Here is a 23,489-nt window from a genome sequence, read left to right on the forward strand (position 1 = left end):
GCCATGATGTCTCCTCTGTTTGCTTACCGATGCGACGAACTCTTTTCGTCTAGCTCAAGTTTATCAGGAAACATCCAGCGAACTATAAGAAACGGACTCGCGGGATAGAGCGTACTCAGAGCGTGCTCCAGTTCGGAAACAGGTCTCTCGCTTCCTTCGGGGTGACGTTGAACAACTGCGCCAGCCGCCACCAGTTCGGCTCCTCGGCACCGGAGTCGTGCTCCACTTCCTCGAGGAAAAGCTGGATCCCGCTGACTGACATCGATTTGAGGAACTCGGCTCTGCCATCACGGGCCGGCCCTCGACCGACCAAGTAGGCGAGCCGCGCCATGATCCGGTCTGTCTCGGTTGAGCAGTCGACGGGGTATTCAATCAGCGCGGCTATTGGAGCCAGCAGCTCATCGAGTGCTTGGTTGCTGAGCTTGTGGGGGAATTGGGTTTGGGGGCGCATCGTTTCCTCGCGATTGTGAGCTTGAAAGGATGCCGTCGACCCCGGCTTGGCCAGCTTATCTCGACGAAACACGAATCGACGAGGCCCGGAAATTGCCTTCTATCGTCAGTAATAAGAGAGCGCTAACTAGGGGGAATAACATGAACAAACTCGCATCTATCTACAGTTCAGCCGTAGGCATGCTCGCGTTGTGCGGCTTTATGGCGTTCGAATTCAGCCGGATGGTTCCGGACAATCTCGCTGCCATCACAGCGCACGGCGTGAGCTTCTGGCCCGTCGCGTGGCTCATACTGATCGGCTCCGGCGGCGCAACGATGCTGTGGTCCGCCATCATCGTTGGGGTGGAAGTTTTCACCGAACTCCGAACTTCGGAAGACCGATGAGCGGTTCGGCTAAAGATTTCAAACTCTCATACGAAGACATCTCCGCTGCCTCACCAGGTCTCCCTCCAGGCGTCCCAGTCACAGGTACCGCCGTCTGGTTCGTTCGGTATCTTGCTCGGCCCATTCTGAGGGATGTCACCTTCCGTGTGTTCGCCCGACCCAAGCTTCTGGTCAATGGCGTTTCCTGCCAGGGCATGGCAAGCGTTCACGCTCAAAAGGACGGGACAATTCGCGCGCCATTGTTCTTCACGGAAGAGCTTCTAGAGAACCTCTTGATTCACCTCAAACCGCAAATGGAGTGGACAGAAGATGAAAATCGGAGGGCTTGGGGAGCCAGCCACATCGTGCGCCACGAGTGTGCCCATGTCCTTCAGCACGGTGCGTTGGGACTGCCCCCGGTTTGGTTGACTCTTGACCTGTGGAGATTCGTCTCCGCTGGAAGGATGTCACCATGCCCAAGCCCTACCCGCCCGAGTTCCGCCGCGATGTTGTCGCGGTCGCTCGCAAGCACGAAGCCCCGCTGAACCAGATCGCGAAGGACTTCGGAATTTCGGAGTCGTGTCTGGCGTACTGGCTGAAGAAAGCCGACGTCGAAGAGGGGGTGAAGCCTGGCGTGACGGAGAAGGAGTCGGCTGAGCTGCGGGAGGCGCGGAAACGGATCCGGCTGCTGGAGCAGGAAGCCGAGGTAATGCGCCGCGCCGTCGCCTACCTCTCCCGGGATGTCAACCCAAAATGATGTACCCGCTGGTCCGCGAACTGGCCGTCGACGGAGTCCCCGTCACGGTGACCTGCCGGGTATTGCGCTTCTCCAAACAAGCCTTCTATCAGTGGCTCCGAAACCCCGTCTCGCAACGTGATTGGGACGACGCTCACCTGACCAACGCGGCGTGGGACGCCCACCGGGACGACCCCGCGTTCGGCTACCGGTTCATCAGCGACGAACTCAACCAGGCTGGCCTGAAGGCGGGCGAGAACCGGGTTTGGCGGCTCTGCTCCCAGCAGCGGCTCTGGTCCGTGTTCGCGAAGAAACGCGGCCTGAGGGGCAAAGCCGGCCCGCCCGTGCATGACGACCATGTCCAGCGGAACTTCACCGCGACACGCCCTAACCAGCTGTGGTTGACGGACATCACCGAGCATCGCACCGACGAAGGCAAAATCTACCTCTGCGCGATCAAGGACGTGTGGTCGAACAAGATCGTCGGCTACTCCATCGACTCCCGAATGAAAGCATCCCTGGCGGTCGCTGCGGCCCGCAACGCAATCGGGCAACGCGACATCGCCGGCACGATTCTGCACTCCGACCGCGGCTCTCAATTCCGCTCCAACGCCTTCGTGCGGGTGTTGAAGAACAACGCCATCACCGGGTCGATGGGCCGCGTCGGCGCATGCGGCGACAACGCCGCGATGGAGTCCTTCTTCGCCCTCCTGCAAAAGAACGTCCTCGACCGGCAACGATGGGCCACGAGGGAAGAGCTACGCCTCGCGATCGTGGTCTGGATCGAGCGAACCTACCATCGCAAGCGTCGGCAACGCCGCCTCGGCAAACTCACCCCGATCGAGTTTGAGACAATAAACATGGCCCTCAACGCCGCGTGAAACCACTAACCCACCGAGTCAACTGAACTCGGGGCAGTCCCGTTCGCTGACCTTTACAAGAAGTATTTTGCGCCGTACGGACTGCACGAGCAGGAACAGTTCGCAAATGCACTCTCGTGCGTTTTAGGAAGCCGCCCCCATTTCGGCACCTATCATCCGCCGACGTACAGGCAGGTGCTGGAACTCCAGTCTCATCTCGCCTATGTCAGTCACGATCGGCTCGCGAGGCCAAGACGGATCGTCGCTGAGCCAGAGGAGTCTCGGAGCATGCAGTTCTTCGCGCCGACGACCGTGTGCGCATACTGCGTCGACACGGAGGCAGACAGAGCGGCGTAGCTGCTCGGTCGGAGTTCAGCGTCGCCGATGATCACGAGGTAGTAAGTCGATGCTGGCCGCTAGCGGAGTTGCGCTGCTACTTGCCTTGTGTGCGATCGTGGCAGGCCTCATATCGAGGAAACTCCTCAAAGTGGCAGGCGCAGTATTCGACTTCCGTTGGTCCCTCGGTGGCGTGGTGGCCGGGTCCATCGGTGTCCTGCTCGCCGAGCCGGGCTTTGTCATCTCGATAGCCGCCTCGCTATTGACTTAGACCCTCGGTTCGGGATGGGGAATGACATACGCGATGTAGCGACTACTCGAGCTGACCACTTGCGAGAGCAGCGTGGCTCCTCATTTCAGCCCGCCTCGCCTTGCACGGAGCTGCCGTCGTGCCTCTTCGGCCGCCTTTCGCGCATTCACCCTTTCAAGCTGGTCTCGCTCGGCAACATGGAGGGCGGCAAGGGCTTCGTCGATCGAGGGCTCTTCACCGCCTGCGTACCATGGGACGACGCGAAGCTCTTGGAAGTTTCGGCCCCATAGTCTTCGCGTAGGCAGGATTGTGATTCGTCGAATCCGTGCTTTGAAGATGGATCGAAGTTCAGCAATGCGATCAGCGTGGTACTGGTCGCCAGTTTTTTCGGTGAGCCAGTCCCATCTGGTCAGCGAGTCATTGACGGCCGCGTCCCGCGCGGTTTCCTCGGATTGGCGAGCCTCAAGCTTGTCCAACTGGCCAATCCTTTGACGAACTTCACGAACCCGTTTTTCAAGCTCTGCACGGGACATCAGGTTGTCTCCGTACAGGTCGAGCCACTTGTTCTCCAGGGACACAAGCCTGTCCCGCGAATCCTGGTCGGGTAGCGAATTTAACTTGGGGGTTCCAATCTTGAAACCCGGCGACTCGGAAAAGACTCCGCGAAAAATCTCCACGACGTAATCCTCGATCTGGATCGCCGAGATACCCAAACCTGGACACACCAATGAGTTATTCGAGCACTTGTATGACGGCGTCTGCCCCACATATTTTGGCTTTGGCCCCGTATTTTCTTCTTGCACTGGACCGAGGGCCTTCGGTCGGCTGTAAGTGAGAACAGATCCGCACAACTGGCAATAGAGCAATCCAGACAGCATCGATTTTGGCGCTCGGCCTGGATTCTTCCTCTCAGGGTTCGAAAAGAGTGAAACCATCGATCTACTCTCTTCCGGTGAGAAAATCGGGTCCCACTTGGCTTCGAAAAGATGCCCTGGGCGATACTGAAAGTCGTCAAAACGGCTCTTTTTCTCTCTGCGGCGTTGATCCCACTCGTCCCGCTCTGACTGTGGCACGTAGACGCGATACCCTGCGATGGTTGGTGACATCAGTACGTTTCGAAGAGTGCTCGCGGTTAACGTTTCGCGAGGTTCACCGATGTCCCTCAACGCCCCCTTTGCCCACCTGGTTGTGTCCTTCAGGCCGTGGCCCGCGAGGATGCGTCGTCGTGCTTGTCGCAGAATGTCTGCTTCGCCGGAATGAACAACCAGGTTGTGTTTGTCAGTCGGATCGAGGCGGTAGCCGAACGGCACCCTGTTTCCGCTCCAGAGACCAGCGTGAGCCATTTCCCGCGCCTTTGAGACTTGGCGCTCTGCCTTGTGGCGAACCTCGTGCCCTGCCACGGCACCCATAATCTCGGCCATTAGGATCCCGGAGGGAGTGGAGAGGTCAATTTCTCCAGCCTTCACGGTGTAGATCTTGAGGTTCCGATCCTTCACCACTTTCATCAGGACGGCCAGATCTGCCAAACGCCGGTATAGGCGGTCGGGGTGCCAGGCAACAATTCCGTCGATCTCGCCCGATTGAGCGAGCTTCAGGAGTGATTCCCAACTATCCCGCCGTCTGCCGGTGGAGGCAGAAACATCGTTGTCTTCCATCACGTCGACAACCAGGAGAGCGTGCTTCTGGGCGTACTCCCTGCACTCCGTCTCTTGACGCTTCACACCCAGCCGGTCTCCTTCTAGGTCACCGCTCTCCTTGGGTGTCCGACTAATTCGGGTATAGATCGCCACTCTTTTCATTAATGCAGTTTAGTGACAATTCGCCTTCGCGATCTACCCGGGCATCTTCGTGCTGCAATTCGGGCTCTGACAGCGATCACCTCACGAAAGGACCATTCATCATGAACAGACTCCGCGAACGATTCCCGGCTGCGCTCGGGGATGAACGGGGGGATGTCCCGGGCTGGGTTCTCATCACGCTCATGACCGCCGGGCTCGTGATCATCATCTGGGGCCTCGCGGGCCCAGCGCTCAGTGCAGTGTTCCAGCAGGCCATCCAGCGCGTCACCGGCTTCTGACCTGCCGGATCTTAGCCGTGCACCGCCTGGGATCCCTCTCGCGCGACGAGGCCGGTTCGGCTGTCGCAGAATTCGTGTTGGTGGGTGCGCTGCTCACGGTACTGACCCTGTCGGTGATCCAGTTGGCTCTGGCGCTGCACATCCGAAACACGGTGCTCGACGCGGCAGCCGAGGGTGCCAGGTTCGCCGCCCTCGCCGACAGCTCGCTGGGGGAGGGCGCCGCACGATCCCGAGACCTGATCTCCTCGGCCATCGGGCCCGGCTATGCGACTGACGTCACGGCGAGCTACGGACGCTATCTCGGGCATTCGTCGGCGATCGTCACAGTGCGCACGCCCCTTCCGCTCATCGGCCTGTTCGGCATCGACGGCGGGCTGGAGGTGAGCGGTCATGCGGCTGTGGAGACGCTTCGCTGATCGTGTCGGTGCGGAGGACGGCACCGCCTCGCTCGAGTTCATCACGGCCGGCATGATCCTGTTGCTGCCGCTGGTCTACCTCGTGCTGACGATGTCTGCCCTGCAGGCCGCGTCCCTCGCCGTGGAGGGGGCCGCTCGCCAAGCGGTGCGGGTCTATGTGCAAGCGCCCGATACCCGCAGCGCCGAAGCCGAGGCCGATCGGGCGATCCGATTCGCGCTCGCCGACTACGGCATCGATTCTTCGAGCGCGAGCGTCTCGATCTCCTGCTCACCCCGGGCCCGCGACTGCCTTCAGCGCCAGGCCGCTGTCACGATCTCGGTCGAGGTCTCCGTCGGGCTTCCGTTCGTGCCGTCCGCCCTCTCGGTCGGCGGCCCCGCGGCAGTGCCAATCCGATCGACCGCGACCGAGCGGGTCTCCCGGTTCGGGGGTGCGCCGTGAGAGCGCCACTGGGGCGGGTGTTGAAGGGGGAGGAGGGATCGCTCTTGCCGCTCACCATCTTCTACGGCTTCCTCTCACTGCTGCTGATCCTGCTCGTGGTCGCCGCGACCTCCCTCTACCTGGAGCGCAAACGCCTGTTCACGGTGGCGGATGGTGCCGCGCTCGTCGGCGCGGAGGCCTTCGCCCTCGACGACGTGTCGGTCACCGCCGGCGCTCCACGCCCGAGCCTGAGTTCCGCGCAGGTACGGACTGCCGTTCAGGAATACCTCGACACCCTGCCCCACGACCGTCTCGAGTCGTTGCGCCTGGAATCAGCCGGTACTACGGACGGCCGAAGCGCCACTGTAGAGCTGTCCGCGTACTGGCGCCCTCCCGTGGTCTCTTTGCTTCTGCCCGAGGGCATCCGGCTCGATGTGACGGCCGTCGGCAGGTCGGTGTTCGGATGAGGGGACGTCAGTCCGAGCTGCTTCCCACGAACAACACAGCGGCGCCGAGCCCGATCATCATGACGCCGCCGGCAGCTCCCAGCCGGCCGATGCGTCTGGGCGACCGCGCAAACCACTGCCGCACCGAGCCCGCGACGAGTGCCCACACGCTGTCGCTGACCAGGGCGATGGCCACGAAGACCGCGCCGAGGGTCGCGAGCTGCAGCGGGATGCCTCCGCGCGAGTAGTCGACGAACTGGGGAAGCACGGCGACGAGGAAGACGATGGTCTTGGGATTGGAGACCCCCACCACGAAGCCCTCCGCGAGCATCCGTCGGGCGCTGCGCGGTCGGCGGGGCTCCGAGGTCTCGGCGTGCACATCGTTGCGGTGACGGATCGCCTGGATGCCGAGGAAGACGAGGTAGAGGGCGCCGGCGATCTTGATCGCGGTGAACAGCACGATCGACTGCTCGACGATCACGCCGACCCCGAGGGCGACGGCGGCGGCGATCACGAGTGCCCCCGCGGCGTTGCCGGCCACGCTGAGGAGTCCGCCGATCCTGCCGAGTGCTAGCGACCGGCCGATCACGAACAGCACGCTCGGACCGGGGATCAGCATCAGGCCGAGCGCGGCGAGAGCGAAGGCGAGAACGTTGCCAGCGGGGATCATGCTGAGAGCTTAGGGGCGACGCGCTCGACCGGGTTGCGGCTGGGGTACTGTCGGGATTTATGGAGGATGCCGGCGCTCGCGCAACGCGTGATCACGATGCGCCGCCGGAGGTCATCTGGGATGTGCTCGTGGTCGGAGCGGGCCCCGCGGGGTCCTCGGCGGCCCGGGTCGCGGCCGAGGGCGGGGCGTCCGTTCTGCTTGTCGATCGCGCGCGGTTTCCCCGCTACAAGACCTGCGGTGGGGGCCTCATCGGCATCTCCCTCGAGCACCTGCCGCCCTCGGTGCTGACGGTGGTCGAGCAGCGAGTGAGCGAGGTGCGGTTCTCCCTTCGTGGTGGGGCTCAGAAGTCCTATCGCCGTGGCCTGCCGTTTCTCTCCCTCGTGCAGCGCGAGAGTTTCGATGACGCGCTCGTGAAGGCAGCCGTCGCCGGGGGAGTCACGTTTCGCGACGGCGTGGTCGTCAAGTCGGTGGAGGAGACGGATGGGCTCGTCGCCGTGACGACGGACGGTGCCCCGATACGCGCCCGCGTCGTGGTGGGCGCCGATGGAACGAGCGGCCGGATCGGTCGCTACGTGGGGGTGCAGAATCTCGGCACCGACCTCGCACTCGAGGTTGAGCTCACCAAAACGGCACAGGCGCCGGATTACGAGGGGGTGATCGCCTTCGACTGGGGCATCGCTCCCGGCAGCTACGCGTGGGTGTTCCCCAAGGAGAAGGTGCTCACGGTCGGGGTGATCCAGGCCAGGGGCGAACCTCAGCAGACTCGTGACTACCTCGAATCGTGGCTGCGCACCGTGGGGCTCGACGGCCTCGAGACGGAGCGGTCGAGCGGTCACCTCACCCAGTGGAGAGCCCCGGATTCGCCGCTGCGGCGCGGCTCCGTGCTCGTGGCGGGGGATGCCGCCGGACTGCTCGATCCGTGGACCCGTGAAGGTCTGTCCTACGCGCTCCGCTCCGGATGCTGGGCAGGGGAGGCCGCCGCGGCCGCCGCCCACGGCAGTGATCAGGCTCTGCGCCAGTACACCGAGAGGGTCCGCGAGCGGCTCGATCCGGACATCCGGGCCGGAGAGCGCCTTCTGCGGTTCTTCGAGAGGCATCCCCGACTCGTGCACCTCGCACTCGCCCATACCGGCACCGGCATGAGACTCTTCCTCGCCGTCTGCGACGGCACGAAGACTCTCGGGGGCATCCTGTCCCGCCCTCTGCTGAGCCGCGCTCTCCGGGTGTTCGGCTCGTGACCTCGGCCGAAGCCGCCCAGCTGCTCGGCGTGAGCGCGGAGGCGCTGCCGCCGGAGATCGAGCGGGCATTCAAGCAACGGGCGCGGATGTCGCACCCCGACCGATTCACGGGTGCTTCTCCCTCCGAATCGCGCGCGGCCGCCGCCGAGTTCATCCGGGTCACGGAGGCGCGCAACCTGCTGCTGCGCTTGGCGGCGGAACGGGTGGGCGCCGGATCCGCGTCGGCTCCCCGCATCACCGAATCGCTCGTCTACACCTCGGTTCCCGCTCCGCGGTATGTGCCGCGTCGCAGCGGCGCGACGATCATCTGGACGTTCCTTTTGGTCGTGGCCAGCGTGTTCTGTTTCATCGGCGGCACCCTGCCGCTCTCGCCGTGGAACCTGCTCCTGCTCGTGCCCCTCGACTTCTGCGCCATCGCCTACGCCCGCACGAGCAGGCAGGCCGCACTCGTCGGCACCCTCGTCTTCGGTGCGATCAACGCCGCGGTCGCGGTCACGATCGCCTCGTTCGGGTCGCTCGTCGCGCTCGAGATCCTGCTCGCTCCGGTGATCGCGCTGGTAGTGATCGGCCGCAGTCGGCGCGGCAGGCTGCCCGACGGCGCCGCTCAGCGAGGGCGACGCGGGGCGTAGCGCGGCACGTAACGCAGCAGCACGCCCGCCCCGATGAGGCCGACGATCCCCAGGACACCGCTGGCGAAGGCGATCGAGACCGCGGCGGTGAGCGCCGAGAGCGCGAGGGGCGAGACCGCGCTTCCGGCATCTCCGGTGAATCGCCACGCTCCGAGGAACGGTGCCGGATTTTTCTGGTCGGCGAGGTCCGCCCCCAGGGTCATGAGGATGCCGCTTCCGAGCCCATTCGCGATCGACATGAAGAAGGCGGCGGCGATGAACCACGGCACGGCACTGGCGAGGTCATGTGTGACGGCGAGCGCGAGGTGCCCCACGCCGAGTCCGATCATCGAGGGAAGGGCGCTCCACAGTCGACCGAAGCGGTCCATGATCTGACCGCTCGCATAGAAGAGCCCGAAGTCGAGGGCCCCGGCCGCGCCGATGATCAGGGCCGTCTGGGCATCCGGGATCCCGATGCTCACCGCCCAGAGAGGCAGGATCACCTGGCGGCTCGCCCGCATCGCCCCGACAAGCGCCGCTCCGGTTCCGAGCCGCGACAGCACGGCGCGGGAAGCCCAGATCGTGCGGAACAGCCCCGTCGATTCCGCGGCGACGAACGCCGTCCCCGTCCGCTCGGATGTGGTCGTTCCTCGTTCGGTGATCGACTCGACCGGATCCCGCAGCAGTAGCAGTGAGGCTGCCGCCGCGACGCAACACACGATGTGCACCCAGAAGACGGACTGCGTCGAGCCGGAGAGATGGATCACCGCCGCCGCCACGAAGGGGCCGATGAAATAGCCGAGACGGAAGGTTCCGCCGAGAGTCGACAGCGCCCTGGCGCGAAAGGGGCGCGGCACGAAGCTGGTCATGAACGCGTGACGGGCCAGTGCGAAGACGGCGGTCGAGAGTCCGATGGCGAAGATGCCGAGCCCGAGGATCCACGGGTTGGGTGCCGCGAGGGCGGTCACCAGCCCGACGATCGAGAGAAGGGCCGCGTAGATCATGGCGGTGCGTTCGCCGATGCGGCTGACGATCCACCCGCTCGGGATGTCACCGAAGAGTTCGCCGAGCAGGATCATCGAGGCGATGACCCCGGCGACCGCGAGGGACGCCCCGAGGTTATCGGCCACCTGCGGGATGATCGGGATGATCGCACCCTCGCCCACCGAGAAGAGCAGCGTCGGCACGATGGCCGGCAACGCGATCGAGCGGAAACTGAAGTCCGGCTCGCTGGTGCTCATCGCCTCCGAGGCTACCCGCTCAGGGGGCGAAGGCTTGCACCCGGTAGTCTTGACGGCGATATGGACGAGCTCGATTTTTCTGAACAGATCGCCGCACTCCGCTCGACCTTCGCGGACATCCGCGCCGTCGTCGGCGTGGAGAAACTCCAGCGTGAGATCGCGGACCTGAGTGAGCAGGCCGGTGTGCCCGACCTCTGGGACGACACCGACAAGGCCCAGAAGATCACCTCCGACCTCTCTCACCGCCAGGCGGAGCTCGCTAAGATCGTGAGCATCCAGAGCCGGCTCGATGATCTCGAGATCATGGTCGAGCTCGCCAATGAGGAGGAGGATGCTTCGGCCGCAGCCGATGCGGGGGCCGAGCTGTCCAGCATCCAGAAGCTGCTCGGGGAGCTGGAGGTGCAGACCCTGCTCAACGGAGAGTTCGACTCGCGCGCCGCAGTGCTCACCATCCGTGCCGGTGCCGGGGGAGTGGATGCCTCGGACTTCGCCGAAATGCTGATGCGCATGTACCTCCGCTGGGCGGAGCAGCACAACTATCCGGCGAAGGTGCTCGACACGAGCTACGCCGAAGAGGCCGGAATCAAGTCCACGACGATCGAGGTCGACGCGCCCTACGCGTTCGGAACGATGAGCGTCGAGGCCGGCACGCATCGTCTCGTTCGCATGAGCCCGTTCAACTCCGCGGGCAAGCGTCAGACCAGTTTCGCTGCGGTCGAGGTGATCCCGCTGATCGAGACCACCGATGTGATCGAGGTGCCGGAGGGCGACATCCGCGTGGATGTCTTCCGCTCGAGCGGCCCCGGCGGCCAGTCGGTGAACACCACAGACTCTGCCGTGCGCATCACCCACATCCCCACCGGCACCGTGGTGTCGATGCAGAACGAGAAGAGCCAGATCCAGAACCGGGCCGCCGCCATGCGGGTGCTGCAATCGCGGCTGCTTCTTATCGAACGGGAGCGCGAGGCCGCCCAGAAGAAGGAACTTGCCGGAGTGATCACCGCAAGCTGGGGCGACCAGATGCGCAGTTACGTGCTGGCGCCGTACCAGATGGTGAAGGATCTGCGCACGGACTACGAAGTCAACAACCCGACCGCGGTCTTCGACGGGGACCTCGACGGCTTCATCAACGCCGGCATCAAGTGGCGCAAGCGCGACCAGAGCGAGTAGCTCGGCCCGGTCTCGCTGCACTCGCTGGCGCTCGCCGCTCGACCACCGACGCACGCGCCGGTCGAGCCGGTCGCTGAGCGACCTGCTCGACCAGCGCGGTGCATGGCCGACCGCCTCGAGACCTAGGCGGGAAGGGTCTCCGGGGCGTCCCCGAAGTCGTCGATCGGCAGTCGCACCCCGCCCTGCAAGGCAGACTGGTGCGCGACGATGCCGGGGAGGGTGAACCGAGCGGCGACCCAGGCGTTCACCGGGGGGAGCGTTCCATTGACGACCGCGGTGACGAAGTCGTCGGCGAGGAAGTGGTGGCTGCCCTCGTGCCCGTCCGGTGCGCCGAGGAAGCTCTCGGGCAGGCGCGAGGCGTCGTGCACCGGGGCGTGGCCGGAGATGAAGGAGGCGCGCAGCTCCGGCGCGACGTGAGCGAGCGCCGCATCATCCGCATCCATCGTCTCGGCGGTGGCGAGGAGCGCTGTCACGTCTTCGACGCCCTCCTTGTTCTGCCAGACCGATACCTCGGCGAGCTGTTCGAAGCTGCCCTCGGTGCCGAAGAAGCGGAAGCGGGACTCGCGGATGTGCGAGGGATACCCCACCCGCCGCATTTCGTTGATGCGCATCGATCCCCCGCCGGCCAACTCGAAGAGTGCGGTCGCGTTGGAGAAATCGTTGTCGAACATGCTGGTCTCCCGGTCGAAGACGCCGTCTCCGCGGTCATCCGTCACCCCGATGCAACTCACGCTGACGGCGTGGGTGGGGATCGCGCCCAGCACTCCGCCGATGGAATGGGTGGGGTAGAGCATGGGTGGGTAGCTCGCGGTGCGCTTCCACTCGGGTCCGCCGCTGTATTCGTAGGCCGCGTAGAACCCGAGATCCATGTCGTGCACGTAGTCGCCCTCGGCGTAGAAGACCCGACCGAAGGCCCCGTCGGCGAACTTCTCTCGGGCATACACGGTGGCCGGGTTGTAGTAGCTGGTCTCACCCATCATGTAGGTGAGGCCGGTTTCACGCACGGCGTCGATGATCGCGGAGATCTCCTCCTCGGTGATCGCCATGGGCACTGCCGAATAGACGTGCTTGCCCGCCCGCAGGGCTTCGAGCACGAGAGACCCGTGGGTCCACCGCTGGGTGAAGATGGCGATCGCGTCCACATCGGAGGCGAGCATGGCGGCGAAGTCGGTGACGGTGCCATCGAGCTCCTGGGCCTCGTTCAACTCCGTTGCACGCTCCGGAAGAAGGTCTGTCACCAGAACCCGGGAAACCTGGGGGTGGAGTTTGAACAGCTTCGAGAACTGGCCGGCGAACTGGCCGGCGCCGACGACACCGATGGAGATCGACATGGGCAACCTTTCTGGGGGAGAGCAGCATCATCGCTGCGCGGATCTGTACTTCTCAGCCAAATCTACTCGAGTAGGCCCCGTCGGTGCTTTCTGAGAGTCGCGACATCCGGCCTGTCGCTCTTCGCGATTCGGGAGTAGCTCCTTAGAGTCAAACGATCATGATTCGGTTTGATCAGGTAACCAAGCTCTACAAGGGAAACGCGCGCCCGGCGCTCAATGCGGTCACGCTTGAGATCCTTCGCGGCGAATTCGTCTTCCTCGTTGGAGCATCCGGCAGCGGCAAGTCCAGCTTCCTGCGCCTCGTGCTCAAGGAGGAGAACCCCTCCAAGGGGCAGATCCACGTGCTCGGGCAGAATCTCGGGCAGCTCACCAGCCGCAAGGTGCCCTATTTCCGGCGCAATCTCGGCGTGGTCTTCCAGGATTTCCGGCTGCTCCCGCAGAAGAACGTCTTCGACAACGTGGCCTTCTCACTCCAGGTGATCGGCAAGTCCCGGGGATTCATCCAGGAGGCGGTCCCGGATGTCTTGAAAATGGTCGGCCTCGCCGGCAAGACCAACCGTCTGCCGCACGAACTCTCCGGCGGTGAGCAGCAGCGAGTCGCGATCGCGCGCGCCATCGTGAACAAGCCCGCGATCCTGCTGGCGGACGAGCCGACCGGAAACCTCGACCCCTCGACCTCCGCCGGGATCATGACGCTGCTCGAGCGCATCAGCCAGAGCGGCACCACTGTGATCATGGCCACCCACGACGCGGGGATCGTCGATCAGATGCAGCGCCGCGTGATCGAACTTGTCAGCGGCCAGATCGTGCGTGACGAGCGCCAGGGTGGCTATCAGACCCAGGCCATTCCGCTGCAGGGCTTCGGTCCCGCATCCGTCTCCCGCTCCAATCTCGGCATCGCCGGGCAGGCAGAGGAGGTCTCGCGATGAGATTCGGTCTGATCATGTCCGAAGTCGGCAACGGGCTCCGACGCAACATCTCTATGGTCGTCTCTGTCGTTCTGGTCACCTTCATCTCACTCACCTTCGTGGGCGCCGCCATCCTGCTGCAGTTCCAGATCGGGCAGATGAAGGGCTACTGGAACGACCGTGCGCAAGTCTCGGTCTACATGTGCACCGACTCCTCCACCGCGGGTCAGTGCAACCTGGTCGAGGCGACGAAGAGCCAGAAGGCGGATGTCGAGGCCCAGCTCAAGTCGCCGGCCCTGGCCGGTCTGATCAAATCGGTCACCTTCGAGAACCACGACCAGGTCTACAAGAACTACAAGACCTACTTCAAAGACACCACCGGTGCGGACTTCATCACGCCGGCTTTTCTCTCTGAGACCTTCTCGATCAACCTCAAGGACCCGTCGAAAGCCGATGTGATCCGGGAGAGCGTCGCGAGTCTCGCCGGGGTCGAGCAGGTCGTCGACCAGCGGAAGTACCTCGATCCGATCTTCGCAGCGCTCAACGCCGCTAGTCTCACGGCGGTGAGCATCGCGGTGCTCATGCTCGTGGCCGCCGTGCTCCTCATCGCCACCACGATCCGGCTGTCGGCATTCTCGAGGCGACGGGAGCTGGGGATCATGCGCCTGGTGGGCGCGTCGAACCGGTTCATCCAGACCCCGTTCATCCTGGAAGGGGTGATCGCCGCGCTCATCGGATCGGTGCTCGCGAGCCTCGCGGTCGTCTCGATCGTGCGGTTCTTCGTGCAGGGGTACCTGGGCTCCCAGTCCCTCGACACCCCGTTCATCGGTCTGTCGGAGGCCTATATCGTCGTGCCGATCCTCCTCGTGGTCGGAGCGGTGCTCGCCGCGGCATCCGCGAGTTTCGCGATCAGCCGCTACCTGAAGGTCTAGACCCCGTTAGGGTGGAGGGCTGCGCGCGGATCGTCTGCGCGCAATCAATCCAGGAGTGAATCGTGCCGAAGGAACGTGGTCAGAAGGTTGTGGCCACCAATCGCAAAGCGCGCCACGACTACACGATCGAAGACACCTATGAGGCGGGACTGGTTCTCACCGGCACCGAGGTGAAGTCGTTGCGTGAGGGTCGGGCGTCCCTCGTCGACGGCTACGCCTTCGTCGAGTACGGCGAAGCCTGGCTGGATGCCGTGCACATTCCCGAATACAACCAGGGCACGTGGAACAACCATCCGCCCCGCCGCAAGCGCAAACTCCTGCTGCATAAGGCGCAGATCCTCAAGATCCACAACAAGACCAAAGAGGGCGGCTACACCCTCGTGCCGCTGAAGATCTACTTCAGCGACGGACGCGCAAAGGTCGAGATCGCCGTTGCCAAGGGCAAGCGCGAGTACGACAAGCGCCAGGCGCTGCGCGAGCGCCAGGACAACCGCGAAGCGGACCGGGCCATGTCTGCGCGCCGCAACCTCGGCGACTGAGGCCTGCGCACTCGCCTTATGCGGCAGGAGATCAACCGGAGTGCCTCAGCTGGCGATGAACCGCGCGTCGACCACCGCATCGATCTCGATGTCCTCCGGCGTGAGCGAGAGCTCCGGCGCGGACCCGGCGGCCATCATCCGCGACATCGGATGGGGCGCCCCACCCGCGGACGCGCCCACCTGGTCGCCGAGCATGCCCGGATCGGCGAGCGCGACCGCGCGCACGGAGCCGAGCCCGATGCTCTGGGCGTAGACGCTGGCCTTCGCCACGGCATCCTTCACCGCCCGGGACCGCACCTCGGCGATCACGGCCGTCTTGCGCCCCTCCGTCAGAGCCCAGGTGATCGTGCCGACGGTGAGGCCGTCGAGCACGGCCACCCTCTCGATCCACTCCGCCATCACGGCGAAATCACTGAACTTGGCGCTGAATCCAATGCGCGAGTGGAAGACCGGTGGAAGCTGCGCGCCATCCTGGCTCCAGGGTCGGGAACTCCAGACCTGGATGCTGTCGCTAGACCACCAGGTGATCGGACCGGTCGCGGGCGAATGCTGCTTCGCCAGCAGCGAACGTATGGTGGCCGACACGGTGACGGTCTTGGCGAACACCGGTTCGCGGACCGGCCCTTCGAAACCGACCGAGATCTGCACGGTGGCCCGTTCCGGCGGATAGAACGACGAGAATCTGCCCTGCACGGTGATGATGGTGTCGGTCATGATCGTCTCCATTCGTGTTCGGCCGTGCCCTCATCATTCCACGGGCGGTGGATTCTGCCGGGGCATCCGACGTATGCTTGAGGGCTGCCGACAGGCAGTGGGGTTCGCTTGCGGGCCGTGACAATTCAACAGCGCGCGATAGCTGCTCACTCTTCCTGCACGTCGGGAAGGTGCACCTGGGGATGATCGGTTTCGACATTGCCTGCGTGAGTGTGAGAAGCGGGTCGAGGATGCAGGGTTATCTCGTAAACGATCTCTGCAAACAATAAGTGCGAAATCTAACCGCGCTGACTTCGCTCTCGCTGCCTAAGCAAGAGCACTAATGAAGTCCGTCAGTCTGGGGATGCTCTCTAACCGGATCCTGGCGTAATTTAGGGAGATTGCTGCGGTGTTACGTCTCAGGGCGCCGCGGGACTTGAACTGGGACTGGGCTCGTCGGATTGGATGCCAGTGGCAAATTCCGGAGCCGAGTAGAACGCCTTCACTGGATACACCCGTAGAAGGCATATGACCACAGCAGTGGACGGGGGTTCAATTCCCCCCATCTCCACCCTTGCGGCTGTCGCGCGTTGTTGAATGGTCGAAACAGACCTGCCGAATGTGGCATCCGTGGCGCTGAAGGCGGGACATCGACGCATGGCCAGGAAGCGCGAGAAGCGCCCTGTTCCGGGCGCTCCCAAGCTGAGCCGTCCCTACGTGCGCCAGCCCGCGGGGGAGCCGATCTCCCTCGAGCGGGCCGTCGAGGAGGGGCTGCTGATCGCTCGGTCCGCGCTCACCATGGATGTGAAGAATCGCATCATCGTGAGTGCCCTTCGCGATGACCATCGCTTCGACGCGGCGGAGACTGCCTCGTGGGTCGCGCTGGAGTTGACCCACCTCTCGGCAGAGCAGGCCGGGTATGCCACGCGGATGACCGAGTTGGCCAACAGCCTGACCAGCGCCCGCGGCACGACCTCGAAAGAGCACGACTACGGCCCGCGGGACTTCCGCCAACTCACTCGCCGCGGCCTGGCCTACTCGTCCCTCTCCGACGAGCTCGCGCGGCTGGTGGACGACCGGGACTTCGTCGAGAGCGTCACGGAGGATGCCAGAAGCCAGGCCTGGTCGGAGCTCGGCACCGCGATCGAATCGCGGCTCGACCATGGACCGATGCAGAAACCGGATGCCGACTACGAACTCGAACGGGACACCCGTCTGCGAGCCTTCATCGCCATCGATCTCGCCCGCTTGCGTCGGAGCGTCGGCGATATCGATTCGCGCTGAACCGCCTCAGCCCAGCCGCAACCAGAGGAACCGGTGGGCACCGAGAGTGACCCCGCCCGAGAGCGTGACCACGTGTCCCGAGACGAGGTCCATCGCGCGCTCGGGCAGGCCGGACAGTGTCTCGGCCGAGACCTCTTCCGCGCCGTCGGAGAAGTTTGCGAGCACGAGCACCGTGGTATCCGCGCCCGGACGTTGGTATCCGAGCACGTGCGGGTTGTGGGTGCCGAAGGGCACCAGTCGCCCGCCGGCGAACTCGCTGGTGTAGCCGCGCACCTCGATCAGCTGGCGCAGCCCCTGGTAGATGCGACCGGCATCCGTCGTCGGGTCTGCGCGGGTCGCGTAGGCGGATGCCGGGTAGGGCGGACGACCCACCCAGCGACTGTCGTCGGCGTGCGCCGGCACCTCGAGGTACCCGTAGTCGTTGAGCTGACCCACCTCGTCTCCGAGATAGAGCAGCGGGATGCCGCCGGTGCTCAGGATGATCGAGTGGGCGAGCAGGATGCGATCGATCGCGCCGGCGTCGTGCGCTTCCACCCCGGCCAGGGATGCGGTCGTGCCGGAGATGCGGCAGTCGCCGGTGCGGGGATTGTCCTGGAACGGCACCCCGCGGGCGAAGCTTCCCTCGAAGCGGTTCACATAGAACGAGTTGAGGAAACGGCGATGGTCTGACCCGTCGATGCCGAGCTCCGCGGCATCCTCGTCGGCGAAGGTCCAGCCGATGTCGTCATGGCTTCTCACATAGTTGACCCAGGCCGTGCCCGGGTCGATCGCATGTCGACGTTCGAGGGCCTGCGAGAGCAAGCCGACCTCGCGGGTGGCGAGCGAGTTCCAGATGAGTGCCATCTGCAGCGGGTTGTAGCTCAGCTGGCATTCCTCGAGCGAGATGTATTCCGCGACCTGGTCGGGGTGCACGATGGCTTCCGACTTGAAGAGCACGGAGGGCGCGGCGATGCGGCACACGGCATTGAACGCCTGGATCAGCAGGTGCGCCTCCGGCAGGTTCTCGCTGGTCGTGCCGAGTTGCTTCCAGATGAAAGCGACGGCGTCCATGCGAAGAACATCTACCCCGAGGTTGGCGAGGTGCAGCATTTCCCCCGCCATCGCGCGGAAGACGGCGGGATTGCGGTAGTTGAGGTCCCACTGGAAGGAGTGGAACGTGGCCCAGACCCAGCGACCGTCGGGCAGTGGCACGAAGGAGCCGGAATGGTCGTCGGGGAAGATCTCCCGCACGGTGCGCTCGAACTCGTCGGGCATCGTGCGGTCAGGGTAGATCCAGTAGAACGCCTCGTGTTCCGGGTCGCCGGCGAGGGCTTTGCGGGCCCATTCGTGCTCGTCGGAGGTGTGGTTGAAGATGAAGTCGAGCACCAGCGAGATGCCGTTCGCCCGCAGTTCCGCGGCCAATTCGGCGAGTTGAGTCATGGTGCCAAGGCTCGGGCTCACGGCGCGATAGCTCGACACCGCATAGCCGCCGTCCGAGTTGTCCTCCGGGGCGAGGTACAGGGGCATGAGGTGCAGGTAGGTGAGCCCGAGCTCCCGGAAGTAGGGGATGCGCGAGCGCAGGCCGGCGAGATCGCCGGCGTAGAGGTCCACGTAACAGACACCACCGAGCATCCGGTTGGACTGGTACCAGTCCGGCAGGGTGGCTCGGCGGGAGTCGAGGGCTCGGAGGTCGGCGGGGCGACGCTGCCACGATTGGGCGCAGTCGATGGCGAGGAGGGCGAGTTGCTCGCTCGCCGCGGCCCCCTCGCCGTAGATGCGGCGGAAGAGCTCGCCGAGCCGGGGGGACTCGGCGTCGAATCGTTCTTCGAATGCCGCCCAGTCGGCGTCGGTCGTGGTGTCGCGGCGGCTGGCCGAGACTCGGGCGCGGAGAGGAAGCGGCGTCGCTTCCGTCCGCTCGTCAATAGGGGACACGGCTGCAAGTGTAGGTGCCGTGGTCAGCCCCGGCTCGCTGGTGCCGTCGCGATTCGGCGATGAAGAGACGTGGTCTCACCGACGTGGTCTAGTACGCGGCGCACGGTTCTTCCGTCTTCGGCGATAGCGGCCTGGCTGTCGTATGAGGGGATCGTGCGTCCGACACGGGAGCGCCCGTTCGTTTCGCCCCGTCCGTTGGCTCGACGAGAGGAGGATGCTCCGGCCCTCGTCAGTGCGAATTCGCACATCGCAAGTGCGGAAAGAGCCGTTGACCCGACATTTGCGTGCAGGAATACTCAGTAGGTCGGGCTTCGGTCGCGACATTCCTCCAGCGTCGCCAGGAAAGAGAATCGATGAACGACTCGGCAGCACTCCACACCGTTGCCCTCGACGGCGGTTCCCTCGCCGGGTTGCGCGCGCTCGTCACCGGGGGCGCGAGCGGCATCGGAGCGGCCTCGGCCCGCGCGCTCGCGGCGCGCGGCGCCCACGTCGTAGTCGCGGACGTCGATGCCACCGGCGCGGCAGCGCTCGCCGCCGAGATCGGCGGGTCCGTCTGGACGGTCGATCTCCTGGATGCGGGAGCCCTCACCGACGAGGCGCTCGCCACACCGTTGGCCGGCGTCGACATCCTGGTGAATAACGCCGGCATCCAGCGGGTCAGCCCGATCGAGGAGTTCGATCCGGCCGACTTCCATCGCATCCTCGCGCTCATGCTCGAAGCTCCGTTCCTGCTGATCCGTGCCGCGCTCCCGGGCATGTACGCGCGTGGCTTCGGTCGCATCATCAACGTGTCCTCGGTGCACGGCATCCGTGCCTCGGAATTCAAGAGTGCCTATGTCGCGGCCAAACACGGTCTCGAGGGTCTCTCGAAGGTCACCGCCCTCGAGGGCGGAGAGCGCGGGGTCACCAGCAATTGCGTCGCTCCGGGTTACGTGCGCACGCCGCTGGTGGAGAAACAGCTCGTGGAGCAGGCGGCCGCGCACGGCATCCCCGAATCGGAGGTACTGAGTCGCATCATGCTCACCGAGAGCGCGATCAAACGCCTGGTGGAGCCGGAGGAGGTGGCATCCCTCGTCGCCTGGCTCGCCTCGCGGCAGTCGGCGATGGTCACCGGCGCCAGCTACACGATGGACGGCGGATGGTCGGCCCGCTGAGCTGGCGGTATCAGCGACTCGCGAGACCGAGCAGCTCGGCCTCGGAGGCGACCGTGCGATCCCGCAGGGCATCGGCCACGGCCGCGACCGCGGGCTGCCGCAGCGATTCGCTGCGCAACACCATCCAGTAGGGCAGTTGCTCCGCGAACTGGTCCGGGAGCAGTCTCACCAGGTCGGGATGACGGTCGGCCATGAAGCACGGCAGGAACCCGATTCCCGAACCCGCACGCGTCGCCTCCACGTGCACGAAGACGTTCGTGGAGCTGATCGAATCGCGCATGGTCGGCACAAGGCGGCGCGGGGCATCGAGATCGTCCACCTGCAGCATCGAATCGACGAAATAGACCAGCGGATGGGTCATCAGCTCCGCCGCATCCGCGGGGGTGCCGAAGTGGTCGAGGTAGTCTCGCGAGGCGTACATGCCGAGCACGTACTCGCCGAGCTTCACCGCTTCGGCCCGGTGAACCTGCGGCGCGCCGACCACGACCTCGATGTCGAGTCCTGAGCGGTGCTGCATCGCCCGCCGCGTCACCGTGAGAATCTCCACGCTCAGGTGGGGGTGCTGCCGCTGAAGCGCGGTGATGGCCGGAGTGGCGATGTAGGCGCTGAACCCGTCGGTGGCCGACATCCGCACCACACCGCTGAGCTGGCGGGCGTCCTCACCGGTGGCGCCGAGCCCCGCGATCGCCGCCTCTACCTCCTCTGCGGCACGCACGGCTCGCCGACCAAGCTCCGTCAGTTCCCAGCCCCCGACGGTGCGGGAGAGCACCCGGCCCGAGAGTGTCGTCTCCAGCGCGGCGATGCGCCGCGAGACCGTGGTGTGGTTCAGGCCGAGGCTGTCGGCGGCGGAGGTGAATCGCCCCGTGCGCGAGACGGCGAGCAGCACGAGCAGGTCATCGGGATTTGCGGATGTCACGGCGGGCTCGAGCACATCTGCAAGTATGCACACAAAATGTGCGCAAGTGGTCATTGAGGCTCGGGTTGTCTGCAGCAATACTCAGTGAAGCCCCGACCGCTCGCGGTTCAGAACGCGCGGTCCCATCGACAGGTGTCAGAGACGACACTGGAGGAGAGCGACATGAGCGTCAGCAGAAGCGTCGGAACGGCCGAGAGCAGGGGAGTCGCCGGCGGGGACTCGGCGGGTGCGGTGACCAGCACCTCGGGACTTCGCAAGATCGTGGCCGCGTCCATGGCCGGGACGGTCGTGGAGTGGTACGAGTTCTTCCTCTATGCCACCGCCGCCAGTCTCGTCTTCGGCACCTTCTTCTTCCCGAACGCGGGCACCCAGCTCGACGGCATCATCGCGGCCTTCCTCACCTACGCTGTCGGTTTCGTCGCCCGCCCGATCGGCGGGATCGTCTTCGGTCAGATCGGCGACCGACTCGGCCGCAAGCACACTCTGCAGGTGACGATCGTCCTCGTGGGTGTCGCCACTTTCCTGATGGGCTGCCTGCCGGGCTACAACAGCATCGGCTACTGGGCTCCGGCTCTCCTCGTCGCGCTGCGGTTCATCCAGGGCTTCGCCGTCGGCGGAGAGTGGGGCGGTGCCGTGCTGCTGGTCGCCGAGCACAGCCCCGATAAGGCGCGCGGATTCTGGTCGAGCTGGCCGCAGGCCGCGGTGCCGGTCGGCAACCTGCTCGCGACGCTCGTGCTGCTCACGATGTCGTGGATCCTGCCAAACGACCAGTTCCTCAGCTGGGGCTGGAGGGTCGCTTTCTGGCTCTCGGCCGTGATCGTGGTGATCGGGTACTACATCCGCTCGCACGTCAATGAGGCGCCGATCTTCCTCGAGGCACGCGCCAAGGTGGAGGCTGAGAAGGCCGTCAGCTACGGCGTGACGGAGGTGCTCAAGAAGTACCCGCGTGGCGTGCTGCAGGCGATGGGGCTGCGATTTGCGGAGAACATCCTCTACTACATCATCGTGAGCTTCTCGATCGTCTACCTCGTGACGGTGCACCAGTACAACACCAGCCAGTTGCTGCTCGCCCTGTTGATCGCGCACGTCGTGCACTTCCTGGTGATCCCGCAGGTCGGTCGGCTCTCCGACCTTTTCGGGCGCAAGCCGATCTACCTCATCGGCGCCGTGCTCGGGGCCACCTGGGCGTTCTTCGCCTTCCCGATGTTCGACACCCTGAACCCCGTGGTCATCGTTGCCGCCATCACGATCGGACTGATTTTCCACGCGTTCATGTACGCCGGCCAGCCCGCGATCATGTCGGAGATGTTCCCCACCCGAATGCGCTACTCCGGGGTCTCCCTCGGCTACCAGGTCACCTCGATCCTGGCCGGGTCGCTTGCCCCCATCATCGCCTCGGCGCTGCTCCAGCAGTACAAGTCCTGGGTGCCGGTGGCCATCTACATCGTCATCGCCTGCGTGATCACCGCTGTGACCGTGCTCACGCTGAGGGAGACCCGGGGACTGTCGCTGCGCGATGTCGACTCGGCGGATGCCCGCAAGCACGGCCTCGTTCCGGCCGGGGGAAGCTGACACTCTCGCCTCCACCGCGAGTTGCACTCTTCGGCGACCAGGGCCTCGGTCTGACCCGCGGAAGGGTGCAACTCACGCGTTGTCCGGCCTACAGTGTCGGCATGGGTGAATCGCCAGAGCGCCGGTACCTCCTTCTCGAGCTCGATTCCTTCAGCCCACCTCCGCGGATCGCGGTCACTGCGCGGGTGATCGCAGAGGAGCGGTATCCGCAGATCGCGCAGCTCATGCTCGAGGCCTATGCCGGAAGCACCGCGACGAGGGCGGCGACCTCGCCGATGCACTCGACGAATTGGCCGCGGCAGACCGCGGGGACTACGGAGCTCCCCTCCGCCAGCAGTGGCTCGAGGTCGTCCGGCAGGACGGGTCGCCGTGCTCGGCGATCATCTGCACCCGTTTCGGCGGCCGTCCGTTCGTCGCCTTCGTCTTCACGAGTCACCGCGAGGCCGGCCGAGGGCTTGCGACCGCCCTGGTGGCGGAGGTCGCGAGCCGGCTGCGCGCGGAGGGTGAGTCATCCCTCAGCCTCATGGTGACGGTGGGGAATCCTGCAGAGCGTGTGTACGAGCGGCTCGGTTTCCGGGATGCGGAAGAACCGCAGGGCACCGTCTAGGCGAAGATGCGGAAGTCGAGCAGCTTGTAGACCGGCGTCAGCACGGCGAGCAGCGGGGCGAGAAGGCGAAGCAGGTAGGTGATCACGGTCACGTGCACGAAGTCGCCGAAGGCGAACAGCACGATGCCGATCAGGGCGAGGATCACGGCGGCCACGAGACCGTTGGTGGTCTTGAGGAAGGGGGCCGCAAAGCCGACCGAGACGGCGAGGATGCCGATGTCGACGAGGAAGGCACCGGTCTCGGCGTTGGGCGCGAGATGGGAGACCGACCACAGGGTGATTCCCATGGCCCAGCCGAGCACGAAGACCAGGCCGGCGATCGGCTTGGTGAGATCGCGAGATGCGGGCATGAGGAACGCTCCT

At 64.9% G+C, this 23,489-nt stretch carries 25 protein-coding genes and 1 other RNA gene; 17 read left to right on the top strand and 9 right to left on the bottom strand.

Going from position 1 to position 23,489, the window contains the following annotated elements; all coding sequences use genetic code 11:
* Positions 1-115 precede the first annotated feature (115 nt).
* The gene (locus F1C58_RS04880) at positions 116-451 is read right to left on the bottom strand and encodes a hypothetical protein (RefSeq protein WP_219732037.1); all 336 of its coding nucleotides are present in this window, start codon (positions 449-451) and stop codon (positions 116-118) included.
* Between the two features lie 140 nt (positions 452-591).
* Between F1C58_RS04880 and F1C58_RS04885 the strand changes: the two genes are divergently transcribed.
* Positions 592-834, top strand: a complete 243-nt coding sequence (locus F1C58_RS04885) for a hypothetical protein (protein ID WP_185203062.1) — start codon at positions 592-594, stop codon at positions 832-834.
* A 451-nt stretch (positions 835-1,285) separates the two neighbouring features.
* Positions 1,286-2,430 (top strand): IS3 family transposase gene (locus tag F1C58_RS04890; RefSeq protein WP_185200817.1). Its coding sequence is split into 2 segments (ribosomal slippage): positions 1,286-1,565 and positions 1,565-2,430, totalling 1,146 coding nucleotides; the frame shifts between segments, so codons are not numbered across the junction.
* Between the two features lie 666 nt (positions 2,431-3,096).
* Here F1C58_RS04890 and F1C58_RS04895 read toward each other — a convergent pair.
* Positions 3,097-4,794, bottom strand: a complete 1,698-nt coding sequence (locus F1C58_RS04895) for a recombinase family protein (protein ID WP_185203063.1) — start codon at positions 4,792-4,794, stop codon at positions 3,097-3,099.
* 101 nt (positions 4,795-4,895) lie between these two features.
* Here F1C58_RS04895 and F1C58_RS04900 point away from each other — a divergent pair, with 101 nt between their 5' ends.
* Genes F1C58_RS04900 through F1C58_RS04915 form a run of 4 tightly spaced genes read left to right on the top strand, consistent with a single transcriptional unit; the run spans position 4,896 to position 6,373 of the window.
* Positions 4,896-5,072 carry a hypothetical protein gene (locus F1C58_RS04900; RefSeq protein ID WP_185203065.1) on the top strand — a complete coding sequence of 59 codons (177 nt, stop codon included), beginning with the start codon at positions 4,896-4,898 and terminating at the stop codon, positions 5,070-5,072.
* A gap of 17 nt (positions 5,073-5,089) precedes the next feature.
* Positions 5,090-5,488 (top strand): TadE/TadG family type IV pilus assembly protein, encoded by a 399-nt coding sequence (locus F1C58_RS04905; protein WP_255461269.1) that lies wholly within the window; start codon positions 5,090-5,092, stop codon positions 5,486-5,488.
* Positions 5,463-5,927, top strand: a complete 465-nt coding sequence (locus F1C58_RS04910; protein ID WP_185203067.1) for a hypothetical protein — start codon at positions 5,463-5,465, stop codon at positions 5,925-5,927. The genes F1C58_RS04905 and F1C58_RS04910 overlap by 26 nt, the downstream gene beginning before the upstream one ends.
* Positions 5,924-6,373, top strand: coding sequence for a pilus assembly protein TadG-related protein (locus F1C58_RS04915; RefSeq protein WP_185203069.1), 450 nt, complete (start codon positions 5,924-5,926; stop codon positions 6,371-6,373). Before F1C58_RS04910 ends, F1C58_RS04915 begins: the two co-directional genes overlap by 4 nt.
* Positions 6,374-6,380: 7 nt before the next feature.
* On the opposite strand, the gene F1C58_RS04920 is transcribed toward F1C58_RS04915, so the two are convergent.
* Positions 6,381-7,022, bottom strand: coding sequence for a LysE family translocator (locus F1C58_RS04920; RefSeq protein ID WP_185203071.1), 642 nt, complete (start codon positions 7,020-7,022; stop codon positions 6,381-6,383).
* Between the two features lie 59 nt (positions 7,023-7,081).
* On the opposite strand from F1C58_RS04920, the gene F1C58_RS04925 reads away from it, so the two are divergent.
* On the top strand, positions 7,082-8,260 hold the full coding sequence (locus F1C58_RS04925; protein ID WP_185203072.1) for a geranylgeranyl reductase family protein: 1,179 nt from the start codon (positions 7,082-7,084) through the stop codon (positions 8,258-8,260).
* Complete coding sequence (locus F1C58_RS04930) at positions 8,257-8,889, top strand: J domain-containing protein (protein WP_185203074.1); 633 nt, start codon at positions 8,257-8,259, stop codon at positions 8,887-8,889. The genes F1C58_RS04925 and F1C58_RS04930 overlap by 4 nt, the downstream gene beginning before the upstream one ends.
* Here F1C58_RS04930 and F1C58_RS04935 read toward each other — a convergent pair.
* The gene (locus F1C58_RS04935) at positions 8,865-10,109 is read right to left on the bottom strand and encodes an MFS transporter (RefSeq protein WP_185203076.1); all 1,245 of its coding nucleotides are present in this window, start codon (positions 10,107-10,109) and stop codon (positions 8,865-8,867) included. The genes F1C58_RS04930 and F1C58_RS04935 overlap by 25 nt on opposite strands.
* Before the next feature lie 60 nt (positions 10,110-10,169).
* On the opposite strand from F1C58_RS04935, the gene prfB reads away from it, so the two are divergent.
* Positions 10,170-11,279, top strand: a complete 1,110-nt coding sequence (gene prfB, locus F1C58_RS04940) for a peptide chain release factor 2 (protein ID WP_185203078.1) — start codon at positions 10,170-10,172, stop codon at positions 11,277-11,279.
* Between the two features lie 122 nt (positions 11,280-11,401).
* Here the strand turns inward: prfB and F1C58_RS04945 are convergent, their stop codons facing one another.
* A complete protein-coding gene (locus F1C58_RS04945) occupies positions 11,402-12,610 on the bottom strand; it encodes a Gfo/Idh/MocA family protein (protein WP_185203080.1) in 1,209 nt (402 codons plus the stop codon).
* Positions 12,611-12,768: 158 nt separating this feature from the next.
* On the opposite strand from F1C58_RS04945, the gene ftsE reads away from it, so the two are divergent.
* The 3 genes from ftsE (at position 12,769) to smpB (ending at position 14,989) form a co-directional block, all read left to right on the top strand.
* Positions 12,769-13,539, top strand: coding sequence for a cell division ATP-binding protein FtsE (ftsE, locus tag F1C58_RS04950; RefSeq protein ID WP_185203081.1), 771 nt, complete (start codon positions 12,769-12,771; stop codon positions 13,537-13,539).
* A complete protein-coding gene (ftsX, locus tag F1C58_RS04955; protein WP_185203083.1) occupies positions 13,536-14,450 on the top strand; it encodes a permease-like cell division protein FtsX in 915 nt (304 codons plus the stop codon). Before ftsE ends, ftsX begins: the two co-directional genes overlap by 4 nt.
* 62 nt (positions 14,451-14,512) lie before the next feature.
* Complete coding sequence (gene smpB / locus F1C58_RS04960; protein WP_185203085.1) at positions 14,513-14,989, top strand: SsrA-binding protein SmpB; 477 nt, start codon at positions 14,513-14,515, stop codon at positions 14,987-14,989.
* Positions 14,990-15,034: 45 nt separating this feature from the next.
* On the opposite strand, the gene F1C58_RS04965 is transcribed toward smpB, so the two are convergent.
* Positions 15,035-15,703: an SIMPL domain-containing protein gene (locus F1C58_RS04965; protein ID WP_185203087.1), complete on the bottom strand. Its 669-nt coding sequence runs from the start codon at positions 15,701-15,703 to the stop codon at positions 15,035-15,037.
* A 178-nt stretch (positions 15,704-15,881) separates the two neighbouring features.
* Between F1C58_RS04965 and ssrA the strand changes: the two genes are divergently transcribed.
* Positions 15,882-16,256: a transfer-messenger RNA gene (ssrA, locus tag F1C58_RS04970) on the top strand.
* A gap of 23 nt (positions 16,257-16,279) precedes the next feature.
* The gene (locus tag F1C58_RS04975) at positions 16,280-16,966 is read left to right on the top strand and encodes a hypothetical protein (RefSeq protein ID WP_185203089.1); all 687 of its coding nucleotides are present in this window, start codon (positions 16,280-16,282) and stop codon (positions 16,964-16,966) included.
* Between the two features lie 6 nt (positions 16,967-16,972).
* On the opposite strand, the gene F1C58_RS04980 is transcribed toward F1C58_RS04975, so the two are convergent.
* A complete protein-coding gene (locus F1C58_RS04980) occupies positions 16,973-18,877 on the bottom strand; it encodes an amylosucrase (protein ID WP_255461270.1) in 1,905 nt (634 codons plus the stop codon).
* Between the two features lie 353 nt (positions 18,878-19,230).
* On the opposite strand from F1C58_RS04980, the gene F1C58_RS04985 reads away from it, so the two are divergent.
* Entirely contained in the window at positions 19,231-20,031 is an 801-nt protein-coding gene (locus F1C58_RS04985; protein WP_185203091.1) for a 3-hydroxybutyrate dehydrogenase, read from the top strand.
* A gap of 10 nt (positions 20,032-20,041) precedes the next feature.
* Here F1C58_RS04985 and F1C58_RS04990 read toward each other — a convergent pair whose 3' ends face one another.
* Entirely contained in the window at positions 20,042-21,001 is a 960-nt protein-coding gene (locus F1C58_RS04990) for a LysR family transcriptional regulator (RefSeq protein WP_185203093.1), read from the bottom strand.
* 108 nt (positions 21,002-21,109) lie between these two features.
* Between F1C58_RS04990 and F1C58_RS04995 the strand changes: the two genes are divergently transcribed.
* Both F1C58_RS04995 and F1C58_RS05000 read left to right on the top strand, forming a co-directional pair.
* Positions 21,110-22,519: an MFS transporter gene (locus F1C58_RS04995; RefSeq protein ID WP_185203095.1), complete on the top strand. Its 1,410-nt coding sequence runs from the start codon at positions 21,110-21,112 to the stop codon at positions 22,517-22,519.
* A gap of 289 nt (positions 22,520-22,808) precedes the next feature.
* Positions 22,809-23,126: a GNAT family N-acetyltransferase gene (locus F1C58_RS05000; RefSeq protein WP_185203097.1), complete on the top strand. Its 318-nt coding sequence runs from the start codon at positions 22,809-22,811 to the stop codon at positions 23,124-23,126.
* Here the strand turns inward: F1C58_RS05000 and F1C58_RS05005 are convergent.
* Complete coding sequence (locus F1C58_RS05005; RefSeq protein WP_185203098.1) at positions 23,123-23,476, bottom strand: hypothetical protein; 354 nt, start codon at positions 23,474-23,476, stop codon at positions 23,123-23,125. The two genes, F1C58_RS05000 and F1C58_RS05005, sit on opposite strands and share 4 nt — an antisense overlap.
* Positions 23,477-23,489: the final 13 nt, after the last annotated feature.

The organism is Glaciihabitans sp. INWT7 (assembly GCF_014217685.1).
Classification (GTDB): Bacteria; Actinomycetota; Actinomycetes; order Actinomycetales; family Microbacteriaceae; genus Lacisediminihabitans.

Coding starts and splice junctions, on each gene's coding strand:
- F1C58_RS04995 (WP_185203095.1), top strand. CDS start 21,110: ATGAGCGTCAGCAGAAGCGTCGGAACGGCCGAGAGCAGGGGAGTCGCC.
- F1C58_RS04965 (WP_185203087.1), bottom strand. CDS start 15,703: ATGACCGACACCATCATCACCGTGCAGGGCAGATTCTCGTCGTTCTAT.
- prfB (WP_185203078.1), top strand. CDS start 10,170: ATGGACGAGCTCGATTTTTCTGAACAGATCGCCGCACTCCGCTCGACC.
- F1C58_RS04895 (WP_185203063.1), bottom strand. CDS start 4,794: ATGAAAAGAGTGGCGATCTATACCCGAATTAGTCGGACACCCAAGGAG.
- F1C58_RS04910 (WP_185203067.1), top strand. CDS start 5,463: ATGCGGCTGTGGAGACGCTTCGCTGATCGTGTCGGTGCGGAGGACGGC.
- F1C58_RS04945 (WP_185203080.1), bottom strand. CDS start 12,610: ATGTCGATCTCCATCGGTGTCGTCGGCGCCGGCCAGTTCGCCGGCCAG.
- F1C58_RS04900 (WP_185203065.1), top strand. CDS start 4,896: ATGAACAGACTCCGCGAACGATTCCCGGCTGCGCTCGGGGATGAACGG.
- F1C58_RS04925 (WP_185203072.1), top strand. CDS start 7,082: ATGGAGGATGCCGGCGCTCGCGCAACGCGTGATCACGATGCGCCGCCG.
- F1C58_RS04920 (WP_185203071.1), bottom strand. CDS start 7,022: ATGATCCCCGCTGGCAACGTTCTCGCCTTCGCTCTCGCCGCGCTCGGC.
- F1C58_RS04990 (WP_185203093.1), bottom strand. CDS start 21,001: ATGACCACTTGCGCACATTTTGTGTGCATACTTGCAGATGTGCTCGAG.
- F1C58_RS04885 (WP_185203062.1), top strand. CDS start 592: ATGAACAAACTCGCATCTATCTACAGTTCAGCCGTAGGCATGCTCGCG.
- ftsX (WP_185203083.1), top strand. CDS start 13,536: ATGAGATTCGGTCTGATCATGTCCGAAGTCGGCAACGGGCTCCGACGC.
- F1C58_RS04880 (WP_219732037.1), bottom strand. CDS start 451: ATGCGCCCCCAAACCCAATTCCCCCACAAGCTCAGCAACCAAGCACTC.
- F1C58_RS04975 (WP_185203089.1), top strand. CDS start 16,280: ATGGTCGAAACAGACCTGCCGAATGTGGCATCCGTGGCGCTGAAGGCG.
- F1C58_RS04935 (WP_185203076.1), bottom strand. CDS start 10,109: ATGAGCACCAGCGAGCCGGACTTCAGTTTCCGCTCGATCGCGTTGCCG.
- F1C58_RS05005 (WP_185203098.1), bottom strand. CDS start 23,476: ATGCCCGCATCTCGCGATCTCACCAAGCCGATCGCCGGCCTGGTCTTC.
- ftsE (WP_185203081.1), top strand. CDS start 12,769: ATGATTCGGTTTGATCAGGTAACCAAGCTCTACAAGGGAAACGCGCGC.
- F1C58_RS04985 (WP_185203091.1), top strand. CDS start 19,231: ATGAACGACTCGGCAGCACTCCACACCGTTGCCCTCGACGGCGGTTCC.